Below are 12819 nucleotides of genomic sequence, written 5' to 3'. Positions count from 1 at the left end.
AGCTAGACCGCTGCTTTGCGCCAATCCTCAAGCGCGGGGTTTTCCGCATCCTCGATCACCGCCAAGGACAGCGCTGAATCCGCCCCGGTCGCGGCCCCCTGAACAGAATCGTGGCGCAGGGCATTGATCGACCGGATATTGCCGACGACCTGAGGCACCTGCGCAATCGTGCGCACGATAGAACGTTGGAATTCCTGGGTTTTCACCTGATGCCGCGCGCCGAAATAGAACGATACGATCACACCCAGCAACCACCACAACGGCTCGGGCACCAGCGCAATCCCTTGCATACGCGCCACAAACCAGATCGGATCGACCATCGCCGTTACAAACAACCCCAGCGTGCCAAGCGCCAGCGCGGGGCGTGGCAGCCGGTTCAACCCGTCCATAAAGCGGTCAAACCCGCCCTTACGTTCAATCGCAAACTCGGCGGCATATTGCGCCATCGCCTGATCCTGTGCCTCCGCAGACCGCTGCGCGCCTTTTTCGGCGTTTTCGCGAAACACTTCGACCGTGTCGCGCACCATTTCGCCGCTGTTGCCGAATACCAGCCCGATCACCTTGTCGATCACCCCCATGACGCTGTCCTTTCGCTGAATGCTGACTGGCTCAGATGGTATTTCGGGGCGATAAATTCCTCGGCCCGTTTGATCCACCCGCCTTTGCCCCCCGCCCTTGTGCGCGCGTATTTGCGACTGGCGGGGCGTTGATCGGCCAGTCGTAGATAATAGTTCCGCCGCGCAATGCCGTAGGCGTCCACCATTTCCTTTGGTCCCCGCGCATAGGCGTCATGGGCCGCAGTATGGCTTTGCGGCCCAAGCGCGCCATCAACGGCGATATCATAGCCCATGGTCCGTAAAAGCCGCTGCAAGATTTTCACCGCATTGGCCCCGGCGTTCACATACATATCGAACACGCTTGCATGCAGCGCCTCGGGCAGGCCTGCGATCTGGGGCGCATGGAAATAATGTTGGATAAATATGTCGACGGCATCGTCTTGCGTCAGGCGGTGCAGATCACGCTGATCCACCACACCGTCGTCGTTCAAATCAACACCCAAGCGGCGCATTGTGTGGATCGTGACGCCAAAATTCGTGGCCCCGCCCGGATCATCCGGGTCGTTCACAAAGCCGCCCTCACGGACAACGATGCCCCTTGCGATGTCTTTGACCGAGCTCATCTGCATACCCCCTTGCGCGTTTCAGTGGCGCAAAGGTGCAGGGTCTTTCGTTAACGTATGAAAAGCGGTCCGTTCGGTCCTAGCTCTCGGGCTCCACATAAACGCCTTGGTCTTTCAACGCGTCTATGACTTCCTTGGGCATATATGTTTCGTCATGTTTGGCAAGGATTTCAGTCGCTTCAAAGACGCCGTTAATGTAGCGTCCCGTGCCAACCATCCCTTGGTTTTCCTCAAACAAATCGGGCAGAACGCCGGTATAAGTCGCAGGAACAATCGCCCCACCATCGGTCACCGAAAAGCGGATTGTCTCGCCGTCGCCACGGATCAGCGACCCTTCGACGACCAGCCCACCGATGCGAAACACCTCGTTCGGGCCGGGCGGTTCTGCAATCACCTGACTTGGGGCGCGAAAAAAGTTAATGCCGTCACGCATCGCATAGCCGATCAGCACGGTGGACAGCACCAATGCCACCACCGCCACTGCGATCACCTGAATCCGACGCTGCTTTTTAAGACTTTTCATGCACCCTCAGGGAAATAGCGGGGCCATCATCAGCCCCTCGGTCTCTTCAATACCTAACATCAGATTGGCATTTTGCAACGCCTGCCCGCTTGACCCCTTGGTCAGGTTATCCAGCGCGGCAATCACGATTGTGCGCCCTTCGATCCGGTCGGCCACAACGCTGATATGACAAAAGTTCGATCCACGAATATGCCGCGTGCTGGGGGCCTCGCCCATGGGCAGCACCTCGATAAACGGCTCGTCTGCATAGGCAACTGCCAACGTATCATGGATCACCTGCGCATCGCCTTTGACATAGACGGTTGCCAGAATACCGCGGTTGGCGGGGATCAGATGCGGGGTGAACTGCACTTTTACAGGGCGGCCAGCGACGGCTGAAAATTCCTGATCAAATTCACCCAAGTGCCGGTGCGTCCCGCCAACGGCATATGCGTGATACCCTTCGGACAATTCCGCATGCAGCAGGTTTTCCTTAAGCGCCCGACCCGCACCAGAAACGGCACATTTCAGATCGAGGATAATATCATCCAGATCAATCACGCCTTTTTCAATCAGGGGCCGCAGCGCGAATTGGCCAGTGGCGGCATTACAGCCCGTACCAGCAACCAACCGCGCCTTCTTGATCTCGTCACGGTAGAATTCGGTCAGCCCGTAAACCGCCTCTTTCTGCTGCTCAAGTGCGGCATGGGGGTTGCCGTACCATTTGGTATACTCCTCAGGGTCACGCAGCCGGAAATCGGCGGACAGGTCCACGATTTTCAGGTCTTTTGGCAGGGCTGCAATGACCTCTTGGCTGGTTTTATGCGGCAATGCGCAAAAGCACAGATCGATATCTGAAAAATCAATCTCGTCGATGGTCACCAGCGCTGGCAGATCCAGATGGCGCAGATGCGGGAACACCTCGGCCATCGATTGCCCCGCTTTAGAGTTCGCCCCCAAAGCCTTGATTTTCATGGATGAATGTCCAGCGATCAACCGGATCAGTTCGGCACCTGTGTACCCAGAGGCACCAAGAATTGCGATATTATACATATGTCGGGTTCCGTTTGGAAAAGAAGTAAAAGTGTTATGCGGCCTGAAATGTCAGCGGTCGTCGCAAGAATTGCGTCGCGCGGCTGCTGACTTTCTTGGGGTCACCCGTGGTCAGAAACGCGCCCGTGCCGGTGCCCATCATATTGGGATGCCGTTTCAGGTAATCACCCAGACTGCGCGCCACCAGATTGGCCTGACTGAACACTTTGACATCGGGCCCAAGCGCATCGCGAAAGGTTTCCTCCATCAGCGGATAATGCGTACAGCCCAGAATGGCCGCCTGCGGATGTGGCATCTTGCGCTGCAAAGCATCCACATGGCTGCGCACCAATGCCTCCGCCAAGATGAAATCGCCATCCTCGATCGCATCAACAACGCCTCCGCAGGCCTGTGCCTCAACATCAACGCCGATCGCCCGGAATGCCAGTTCACGTTGGAACGCCCGGCTTGCGACCGTCGCAGGCGTTGCAAACAGCGCCACATGTTTCAAATTCACCTCGCGCGGGGGGGAATTATCGCCCCACTCGCGTTCGGTCATCGCCTCGATCAGGGGCACGAAAACACCCAAAACGCGTTTATCCGACGGCACCCACGATTCCTGCATCCGCCGCAATGCGGCAGCCGAGGCGGTGTTGCAGGCCAAAATCACCAGATCACAGCCCGCATCAAACAACCGCTGGGTCGCGGCAACCGTCAGATTATAGATGTCATCCGCCGTCCGCACGCCATAAGGCGCATGGGCGCTATCGGCCAGATACACGAAATCCACATCGGGCAACTGCGCCTGCACAGCGTCCCAAACGGTCAGCCCGCCAAGGCCCGAATCGAAAATACCAACTGCCATGTTCTCTTGCCGTCACCTGTCGGCGCGATGCCGATCTTCAAACTCAAATCCCAGATCAAAAATTTTGCCCGGGTCCGGAGACAAGTCATACGTGGCTTTGCGCAGGAAATCCATCATCGCTTTTGCGTCTTTTGACAAAGGGTTCAGCACGTTTCTGCCAATCGGGTCGCCAATCACGACACGCACGGGCGTATCGACGCGTTTGCGGAACTCCTTGATCAGCAGCCCCATGCGCAAACTGCTGTGCAAATGGCTGGCAATCTGGAACATGCGGCTGGTGTGACCGTCGAAATAGATAGGCACAACAACGGCTTGTGACTTGGCGATCATCCGCGCGGTAAAGCTGCGCCAGCTTGGGTCCATCGGTTTCGAAAACAGCCGAGCGCCGGTGCTGACCGTCCCACCCGGAAAGATACCCACGGCCCCGCCCTGCCCCAGATACGTCAGCGCGGTCTTGCGGGTGTGCAGGTTTAGCGCAAGCGCCTCTTTGGTTGTGTCAAAGCTGATGGGCAGCAGATGCTGGTTCAAATCCGGCGCGCGGTTGAAAACCGAATGCGCCATGATCTTAAAATCAGGCCGCGTGCGCGACATGATATGGCCCAGCATCAAGCCATCAAGAATGCCATAGGGATGGTTCGCCAGAAAAATCACCGGGCCCGTGGCGGGAATACTGTCCAAGCCACCGCCCGCGATATCCAAGCTCAGCCCATAGCGGCGCGCCATCACTTCAAAAAAGCATCCACCCGCCGCCATGTCTTGCTCATAGCCCCACGCGCGCTTGATCAGCCCCAATCTGCCCGTAGAATTTTCCATCAACCGGATAAAAGCTCGGCCCGGTTTGCTGCGGGCCGAATAGGCATAACTGATCTCGCGGGCAGAAAGCGGCTTGAGCTGACCCATTTCAGGCTCCTTCTTGGATAACGGCCCTGCCGTACACCACCTTCATGACAGCCAGATGACAACCCGTTATTCAGCCGCCTTGGACGTTGTCGTGCCCCCGGCGTGGATCACGGCCAGCAGTTCCTCGCGACGTTTGGCGGCTTTGGCCTCGTTCGCCTGTTTCACCGGGCCAAAGCCACGGATTTGCAGGGGCAGTTCGGCCAGTGCGACGATTGCATCGCGGGTTTGGTCCGTCAGTTTAGGCAGCACGTCTTTCATATCGGCCTCATACTGCTTGATCAGCGCGCGTTCCATCTGGCGTTCTTCCGTCCGGCCAAAGGGGTCAAATGGCGTGCCGCGCAGAAACTTGAACCGTTTCAACACCGCAAGCGGCATTTCCAGCCATTCGCCAAACGCACGTTTCATCGGGCGACCATCCGCGCCGGTCTTGGACAGCATCGGTGGCGCAAGGTTAAAGGTGATTTTGGGATCGCCATCAAACTCGGCATTCACCTTGTCGCGGGTTGTTTTCAACAGCCGCGCAACCTCGTATTCATCCTTATAAGACAACAGCTTGTGATAGCCCAAGGCCATCGCTTCTTTCAGAGATTTGTCCGTGACCGGCTCCAACATCTTGGCATAGCGTTTGGCCAGTCCTTTGCCTTGATAGGCCTTCAGATGATCCATCCGAAAGGCAATGCGGTCGTCCAGCGTTTTGGGCATTTGCACCACGTTGGGCGTTATGACCTGCGCGGCCTCTGCGGGGTGTAAAACCGCCCAGCGGCCCAGCTCGAACGCCCTCAGGTTCCGCTCAACAGCGGCCCCGTTCAGCCGTATTGCGTCTTGCAGCGCCTCTAGCGACAGCGGGACCAGCCCTTTTTGCCACGCCGCACCAAAGATCATCATGTTGGAGTATATCGAATCCCCCAGCGTCGCCTTAGCCAGATCGGATGCATCAAACAGCGCCACGTCGTCCTTTAGCCGTGCTTCAAGCGCGAGGGTCAGGCGGTCATAGGGCATCTGGAATTCGGTATCGCGGGTAAAATCGCCCGTGATGATCTGATGCGAATTCACCACCGCGCCTGTGCGCCCAGCGCGGGTCAGGCCCAGCGTTTTGGTCCCCGCAGACACCACAAGATCGCCACCAATCAGCGCATCTGCTTCACCTGTTGCCACGCGGATGGCGCTGATATCTTCGGGGCGGTTGGCCAGACGGCAGTGGATGTGCACAGCACCACCCTTTTGAGCAAGGCCCGCCATTTCCATCATGCCGGCACCTTTGCCGTCGATCTGTGCGGCCTGTGCCAGCACGGCACCAATGGTCACAACGCCAGTACCGCCGACACCCGTAATCACAACGTTGAACGTGCCATCAATCGCTGGCAGCGTGGGCATGGGCAGATCGGGAATTTTCACCTCGGTCGTCGGGTCCTTGCGGATTTTCGCGCCCTCAAGCGTTACGAAAGACGGGCAAAACCCTTTGACGCAGGAAAAATCCTTGTTGCAGGAGGATTGATCAATCGCCCGCTTGCGCCCCAACTCGGTCTCGGCCGGGACAATAGACACGCAGTTGGATTGCACCCCGCAATCGCCACAGCCCTCGCAGACATCCGTATTGATAAACACGCGCTTGTCGGGGTCAGGAAACAGCCCGCGTTTGCGACGGCGGCGTTTTTCGGCCGCACAGGTCTGGATATAGACGATGGCGCTGACGCCTTTATGCTTGGTAAAGTTTTCCTGAACCGTTTGCAGCTCGGCACGCTCGAACATTGGAACGCCCTTAAAGGCTGCCGGGTCCACGTCTTCTTTCTCGTCATAGACCACGGCGATGTTCTGTACGCCCATTGCTTGCAATTCGGCGACAATGCGCGGCGCGTCCAGATCGCCTTCGTTATGCTGGCCGCCGGTCATGGCAACCGCATCATTATAAAGGATTTTATAGGTAATGTTGGTCTTTGCCGCGACAGCGGCGCGGATCGCCTGAATGCCGGAATGGTTATAGGTGCCGTCGCCAAGGTTCTGGAACACATGTTCACGGGTTGAGAAACGCGATTCACCGATCCAGTTCGCGCCTTCGCCCCCCATATGGGTGAAGCCTGTGGTTTCGCGGTCCATCCATTGCACCATATAATGGCACCCAATGCCCGCATAGGCGCGGCTGCCATCCGGTAATTTGGTGGACGAGTTATGCGGACAGCCCGAGCAGAAATACGGCACACGCGCGGCGATATCTTCGGCGTTATCGGCGCGGCGCGCTGTGTCCAGCGCCTCCATCCCGGCTTTGATGCCATCGGTGTTGCGGCCTTCTTCGATAAAGATGCCGCCCAGCTTTTCAGCGATCCAGATCGGGTCAAGCGCGCCGCGGGTCGGGAACAGCTCTTCGCCATGCTCCATCCCGGCACCGCCGCCTTTGTGCCACCCATAGACACGCCGATGGGTGTCGGAAAACAACGCCTCTTTGATCTGGACCTCGATCAGCTTGCGCTTTTCCTCGACCACGATCACCAGATCAAGGCCCTCGGCCCAGGCGTGGAAACCCTTCATGTCCAACGGGAAGGTCTGGCCGATCTTGTAAAGGGTGATCCCCAGACGTTCGGCTTCGTTTTCGTCGATGTTCAGCAAGCTCATGGCGTGGATCACGTCCAGCCAGTTTTTGCCCGCTGCCGCGATGCCAATCTTGGCACCCGCCTTGCCCCACATGCGTTTGTCCATCTTGTTGGCATGGCTGAACGCCTCGGCGGCATAGCGTTTGTGGTCGATCATCCGCGCTTCTTGCAGATGCGGCGTATCAACCAAACGGATATTCAGCCCGCCTTCTGGCATGTCGAATTGCGGCGTGACCAATTTCATTCGGTTCGGATCACCATTCACGACCGACGTTGCCTCGACCGTGTCTTTCATCGTCTTAAGGCCGACCCAAAGGCCGCTGAAACGGCTGAGTGCCCAGCCGTAGATGCCGTAGTCCAGTATCTCTTGCACGCCTGCCGGGCTGACCACGGGCATATAGGCATCGACCATCGCCCATTCGGATTGATGCAGCACGGTCGAGGATTCACCGGTGTGGTCATCGCCCATCGCCATCAGCACGCCGCCATGTTTGGACGACCCGGCCATATTGGCGTGACGCATGACGTCGCCCGAACGGTCGACCCCTGGCCCCTTGCCGTACCACAGGCCAAAGACACCGTCGTATTTACCCTCACCGCGCAATTCGGCCTGCTGGGTGCCCCAAAGGGCTGTCGCCGCCAAATCTTCGTTCAATCCGGCCTCGAACAAGACGTCATATTCGGCCAAAGGTTTTGCCGCGCGCTCCATCTGCAAATCGACGGCACCCAGCGGCGAGCCGCGATAGCCGGTCACATATCCGGCGGTGTTCAAACCAGCGGCCCGGTCACGCGCCTTTTGCATCATCATCATACGCACCAACGCTTGCGTACCGTTCAGCAAAACGGGGGACTTTTCCAAGTCGAACCGATCATTCAAAGAAATCTTTTGAGTACCCATAGCGCGTCCTCCCGTACGAGCGATTGATCCATTTACATCAATCTAGGTCATAAAAGCTGACCTGTCTAGCGTCGTCTTCCGATGCCCCTTAGACGAAACGATGAAATAATCGACATAAACAATGGGATATTCATCTTTCCTGCGCTAGTTTGCACTGCACCATTGCTAAGGGTTGTTTTTAAAGAGCACTTGGCGCAAAAACGGTGCTCTTTGATAAAGATCATCCTTAAAAAAGGAAGTCCTCATGGATTGGGACAAGCTCAGGATTTTTCACGCTGTCGCAGATGCCGGCAGCCTGACCCATGCCGGTGATAAGTTGAACCTGTCGCAATCCGCTGTCAGTCGGCAAATTCGCGGGCTTGAGGAACAGTTAAACACCAATCTGTTCCACCGTCACGCCCGTGGCCTGATTCTGACCGAACAGGGCGAACTGTTGTTCGATGCCACCGTCGCGATGAGCAAACGGCTCGACACCGCCGCCGCCCGCATTCGCGACAGCGAAGAAGAAGTGTTCGGCGAACTGCGCGTCACCACGACCACGGGCTTCGGCACCCTATGGCTCGCCCCGCGCTTGCCCAAATTATACGAGAAATACCCAGACCTCAAAGTGGACCTGATGCTAGAAGAACGCGTGCTGGACCTGCCCATGCGCGAGGCCGATGTCGCAATCCGCATGAAGGAACCCTCTCAGGCTGATCTGGTCCGCAAAAAGCTGATGATGATCAAGATGCGCCTTTTTGCCTCGCCCGAATATCTGGCCGAACACGGCACACCCCAACGGCTTGAGGATATGTCGGAACACCGCCTGATTTGCCAAAACACCGAAAGCGATCAGGTAAATGCCGGTTTGACCCTTGTTCAACGGCTTATGATGCATGACGTCCGGTCGATGCTGACGGTCAACAACTACTTTGGGGTGCTTCAGGGCGTCATTCATCATTTGGGCATCGGCGTTCTGCCCAATTACCTGACCGAAGACTTCCCAGACCTTGTGCAGGTTCTTCCCGATACCGAGTCGGCGGATGTTCCGGTATTTCTAGCCTACCCCGAAGAATTACGCGCCTCAAAGCGTGTCGCGGCGTTCAAGGACTTTGTCCAAGACGAGATCATCACCCACCGCAAACACCTGCGGGACCGCCGCGCAGAATAGCTATGCGTTTTTCGCATAGCGGGCATGCCGAATTTTTCAAACTTCTGTCTTGATCCGTGCAGATGTGCCACCTAATTGGGCAGTATGAAGACCGACGCCTTTGGGCTGTCACTTCATACCTCCCTGTTGGACTTGGCCGAGCTTTATGCTCGGCCTTTTTTTTGGCTATGGCTCAACGGTCCTTTGGCCTTTTCCCCGCGCCAGCCTTACTCTAAGAGTACCGCCATATCTGCTAGGGGGATATCCGCACTATGACCGAACCAGCCATCACGCCAGAACTTATCGCAAGCCACGGGATCAACGACGAAGAATACAAGCGCCTGCTTGATATCATCGGACGCGAACCCAGTTTTACAGAGCTTGGGATTTTCTCGGCGATGTGGAACGAGCATTGCTCGTATAAATCCTCCAAGAAATGGCTGCGCACGCTGCCGACCGAGGGCCCACAGGTTATTTGCGGGCCGGGCGAAAATGCCGGGATCGTTGATATCGGCGACGGTCAGGCGCTGGTTTTCAAAATGGAAAGCCACAACCACCCCTCCTACATCGAACCCTATCAGGGTGCAGCAACCGGCGTTGGCGGCATTCTGCGCGACGTCTTTACCATGGGCGCGCGCCCCATCGCGGCGATGAACTCCCTCAGCTTCGGCTCCCCCGAACACCACAAGACGCGCCAGCTGGTGCATGGTGTCGTTGCGGGCGTCGGCGGCTATGGCAACTGCTTTGGCGTACCAACCGTTGGGGGCGAGGTCCGCTTTGACACGGCCTATGACGGCAACTGCCTTGTGAATGCATTTGCCGCCGGCCTGGCCGACACCGACAAGATTTTCTATTCCGCAGCCTCCGGCGTCGGCATGCCCGTCGTTTACCTTGGTGCGAAAACCGGCCGCGACGGTGTCGGCGGCGCGACCATGGCCTCGGCCGAATTTGACGACACAATCGAAGACAAGCGCCCCACTGTCCAAGTCGGTGACCCCTTCACCGAAAAACGCCTGATGGAAGCGACGCTTGAATTGATGGCCACGGGTGCTGTGATCTCGATCCAGGATATGGGCGCTGCTGGCCTGACCTGTTCCGCCGTGGAAATGGGCGACAAGGGCAACCTTGGTGTGCGTCTGGACCTTGAAAAGGTACCGACCCGCGAATTGAACATGACCGCCTATGAAATGATGCTGTCCGAATCCCAAGAACGCATGCTGATGGTCTTGCGCCCCGAGCTTGAGGCCGAAGCCAAAGCCGTGTTCGACAAATGGGACCTTGATTTTGCCATCGTCGGTGAAACCATCGCAGAAGACCGCTTCTTGATCGTGCATAATGGCGAGGTCAAAGCCGACCTGCCGCTAAAAGCACTTTCTGGCACCGCGCCGGAATATGACCGCCCTTGGGTCGAAACCCCTGCGGCCGAACCGCTGTCGGATGTGCCGGGCATTGATCCGATTGACGGGCTGCGCGCCCTGCTGGCCAGCCCAAACTATGCGTCCAAAGCTTGGGTTTACGAACAATATGACACCATGGTCATGGGCGACAGCGCCCGTACCCCCGGTCTGGGATCTGGTATCGTACGCGTGCACGGCACCGACAAAGCCATCGCATTCACGTCGGACGTGACGCCACGCTATGTCAAAGCGAACCCATTCGAGGGTGGCAAACAGGCCGTCGCCGAAGCCTATCGTAACCTTTGCGCTGTTGGGGCCCTGCCCTTGGCAACCACCGACAACATGAACTTTGGCAACCCTGAAAAGCCCGAGATCATGGGCCAGTTCGTTTGCGCGATCAAAGGCATCAGCGAGGCGGTATCGGCGCTGGACATGCCCATCGTGTCAGGCAACGTGTCGCTGTATAACGAAACCGACGGCAAAGGCATCCTGCCCACGCCCACAATCGGCGCTGTGGGCCTGCTGAACCATATCGACGACATCATCGGCAAAGACGTGCGCGACGGCCATGTGGCGCTGGTTCTGGGCGCGACAGAGGGTCATTTGGGCCAATCTGCCCTGCTGCTAGAGGTGTTCAACCGCCGCGACGGCGACGCACCCAAGGTCGATCTGGCCGCTGAAAAAGCCCACGGTGAATTCATCCGCAACAACCGCGAGATGATCAAAGCCTGTACCGACCTGTCCGACGGTGGCCTTGCCCTCGCCGCGTTCGAACTGGCCGAAGAGGCTGGTATCGGTGTCTCGCTTGATTCCGCTGACACGCAAACCTTGTTCGGCGAAGATCAGGCACGCTATCTGATCGCCTGCAACTTTGACCAAGCCGAGGCGCTAATGATAGCCGCGTCTCAGGCCGGATTGCATCTGGAAAGCGTCGGTAAATTCGGCGGTGACCAAGTGAGCCTTGGCGGTGTCACAGTCCCGCTGGCCGAGCTGAGCGCGACCTATCGTGGTGCATTTGCCGAGACCTTTGCCTAATCCATCATTCCCACAAGCCGTGCTTTCTCGCCCATATCATCGGGGCGGGAAATCACGGTTGCCAGTTCTTCAAGCGACGCAATGGAATGGCCCGCCCGAAAACTGTCCACATGCGGCAGCATCGCGCGGATGCCCGCGGCCTTGGGCGCGAAACCGTCCCAACGTAGCAGAGGGTTCAACCAGATCAACCGCCGCGCCGTCAGGTGTAGCCGCTGCATCTGACGCGCCAGATCATCAGGATTATCGCGATCCAACCCGTCGGTGATCAACAACACCACGGCACCCTGCCCCATCACGCGCCGCGACCAGTCGCGGTTAAACGCCTCGATACAAGATCCGATGCGCGTGCCGCCTTCCCAATCTTGCGCCTGCGCGCCGGCAGCCTTGAGCGCGGCATCCACATCGCGGGTGGCCAGATGGCGGGTGATGTTGGTCAGCTGCGTGCCAAAGGTAAAGGCATGCACCTTGGCCCAGCCCGCCCCTTTGGCATTGCTGACCGCATGCAGGAAATGCAGCACAACGCGGGAATATTGGCTCATCGAGCCTGAGATATCGCAAAGTACAACCAAGTTGGGATAGCGCGGGCGCGGTTGTTTAAACGCCAGCTTGTCCATCTCGCCCCCGCGCCGCAGGGCGGCCCGCATGGTTTTTTGCACGTCTATGCGGCCATTAGGGGCGGTCATGCTGCGCCGCGATAGCATGGGTTTCACCGGCAAGGTCAGCCGCGCCAGCATGCGCTTGGCCTCTGCCATCTCGGCAAGGCTCATCTGTTCGAAATCCAATGTGCGCAGGCGTTCTTGGGTGGACATGGTCAGGCTGGCGTCAACCTCGACCAGTGTTTCCTCCGGCTCTTTTTCCTCGCCCTCGCTCTGCGGGGCTTGCGCGCCGTCCAGCAACGCCTCCGCCGCGCGTTTTTCCGCGGCTTGGGCGGGGCGGTCTTCCTGCACGCCGCGAATGGCAGGCAGCATCGCGGCCATCATATGTTCAAGGTAGCGCGGATCGCGCCAATAGAGCCGGAACAATTGTGCAAACACCCGGCGGTGTTCAGGGCGGTTCACGAAACAGGCATGAAGCGTCCAGTAAAAATCGACCTTATCGGTAAAACCTGCTGCCTCGACCGCGCGAATAGCATCAATGACGCGGCCCGGCCCGATGGGTAGCCCTGCGCGGCGCAAGGCACGGGCGAAATGGGTGATGTTGCCCGCAAGTTTGGGGTTATCGGGGAGCTCAAGTTCAGGAAGTTCGACCATAATTGTTACGTCATGGGGGCTGTCTGCCCCCAAACCCCCGAGGATT

At 57.9% G+C, this 12819-nt stretch carries 10 protein-coding genes; 2 read left to right on the top strand and 8 right to left on the bottom strand.

Annotated elements, in window-relative coordinates:
- Positions 1-2: 2 nt before the first annotated feature.
- The 7 genes from AADJ11_RS10360 to AADJ11_RS10330 all read right to left on the bottom strand — a co-directional run bounded on the left by AADJ11_RS10360 (position 3) and on the right by AADJ11_RS10330 (position 7962).
- Positions 3-578, bottom strand: a complete 576-nt coding sequence (locus tag AADJ11_RS10360; RefSeq protein ID WP_341234430.1) for a holin family protein — start codon at positions 576-578, stop codon at positions 3-5.
- Entirely contained in the window at positions 569-1180 is a 612-nt protein-coding gene (locus tag AADJ11_RS10355) for a holin-associated N-acetylmuramidase (protein WP_341234429.1), read from the bottom strand. Before AADJ11_RS10355 ends, AADJ11_RS10360 begins: the two co-directional genes overlap by 10 nt.
- 79 nt (positions 1181-1259) lie before the next feature.
- Complete coding sequence (gene ccmE / locus AADJ11_RS10350) at positions 1260-1703, bottom strand: cytochrome c maturation protein CcmE (protein ID WP_341234428.1); 444 nt, start codon at positions 1701-1703, stop codon at positions 1260-1262.
- 6 nt (positions 1704-1709) lie between these two features.
- The gene (gene argC / locus AADJ11_RS10345) at positions 1710-2735 is read right to left on the bottom strand and encodes an N-acetyl-gamma-glutamyl-phosphate reductase (protein WP_341234427.1); all 1026 of its coding nucleotides are present in this window, start codon (positions 2733-2735) and stop codon (positions 1710-1712) included.
- A 34-nt stretch (positions 2736-2769) separates the two neighbouring features.
- Positions 2770-3579: an aspartate/glutamate racemase family protein gene (locus AADJ11_RS10340; protein ID WP_341234426.1), complete on the bottom strand. Its 810-nt coding sequence runs from the start codon at positions 3577-3579 to the stop codon at positions 2770-2772.
- A gap of 12 nt (positions 3580-3591) precedes the next feature.
- On the bottom strand, positions 3592-4479 hold the full coding sequence (locus AADJ11_RS10335) for a lysophospholipid acyltransferase family protein (RefSeq protein ID WP_341234425.1): 888 nt from the start codon (positions 4477-4479) through the stop codon (positions 3592-3594).
- A 66-nt stretch (positions 4480-4545) separates the two neighbouring features.
- Complete coding sequence (locus AADJ11_RS10330; protein ID WP_341234424.1) at positions 4546-7962, bottom strand: indolepyruvate ferredoxin oxidoreductase family protein; 3417 nt, start codon at positions 7960-7962, stop codon at positions 4546-4548.
- Positions 7963-8206: 244 nt separating this feature from the next.
- Here AADJ11_RS10330 and AADJ11_RS10325 point away from each other — a divergent pair, with 244 nt between their 5' ends.
- Positions 8207-9112 carry a LysR family transcriptional regulator gene (locus AADJ11_RS10325; RefSeq protein ID WP_341234423.1) on the top strand — a complete coding sequence of 302 codons (906 nt, stop codon included), beginning with the start codon at positions 8207-8209 and terminating at the stop codon, positions 9110-9112.
- A gap of 251 nt (positions 9113-9363) precedes the next feature.
- Positions 9364-11523, top strand: a complete 2160-nt coding sequence (purL, locus tag AADJ11_RS10320; RefSeq protein ID WP_341234422.1) for a phosphoribosylformylglycinamidine synthase subunit PurL — start codon at positions 9364-9366, stop codon at positions 11521-11523.
- Here the strand turns inward: purL and AADJ11_RS10315 are convergent.
- Positions 11520-12773, bottom strand: coding sequence for a VWA domain-containing protein (locus AADJ11_RS10315; protein ID WP_341234421.1), 1254 nt, complete (start codon positions 12771-12773; stop codon positions 11520-11522). The genes purL and AADJ11_RS10315 overlap by 4 nt on opposite strands.
- Positions 12774-12819 lie beyond the last annotated feature (46 nt).

Origin of the sequence: uncultured Sulfitobacter sp. (assembly GCF_964021855.1) — a bacterium.
Classification (GTDB): Bacteria; Pseudomonadota; Alphaproteobacteria; order Rhodobacterales; family Rhodobacteraceae; genus Sulfitobacter.
This window is presented reverse-complemented; position numbering and strand designations above follow the sequence as displayed.

Coding starts and splice junctions, on each gene's coding strand:
- AADJ11_RS10325 (WP_341234423.1), top strand. CDS start 8,207: ATGGATTGGGACAAGCTCAGGATTTTTCACGCTGTCGCAGATGCCGGC.
- AADJ11_RS10355 (WP_341234429.1), bottom strand. CDS start 1,180: ATGAGCTCGGTCAAAGACATCGCAAGGGGCATCGTTGTCCGTGAGGGC.
- AADJ11_RS10360 (WP_341234430.1), bottom strand. CDS start 578: ATGGGGGTGATCGACAAGGTGATCGGGCTGGTATTCGGCAACAGCGGC.
- ccmE (WP_341234428.1), bottom strand. CDS start 1,703: ATGAAAAGTCTTAAAAAGCAGCGTCGGATTCAGGTGATCGCAGTGGCG.
- AADJ11_RS10330 (WP_341234424.1), bottom strand. CDS start 7,962: ATGGGTACTCAAAAGATTTCTTTGAATGATCGGTTCGACTTGGAAAAG.
- purL (WP_341234422.1), top strand. CDS start 9,364: ATGACCGAACCAGCCATCACGCCAGAACTTATCGCAAGCCACGGGATC.
- AADJ11_RS10315 (WP_341234421.1), bottom strand. CDS start 12,773: ATGGTCGAACTTCCTGAACTTGAGCTCCCCGATAACCCCAAACTTGCG.
- AADJ11_RS10340 (WP_341234426.1), bottom strand. CDS start 3,579: ATGGCAGTTGGTATTTTCGATTCGGGCCTTGGCGGGCTGACCGTTTGG.
- argC (WP_341234427.1), bottom strand. CDS start 2,735: ATGTATAATATCGCAATTCTTGGTGCCTCTGGGTACACAGGTGCCGAA.
- AADJ11_RS10335 (WP_341234425.1), bottom strand. CDS start 4,479: ATGGGTCAGCTCAAGCCGCTTTCTGCCCGCGAGATCAGTTATGCCTAT.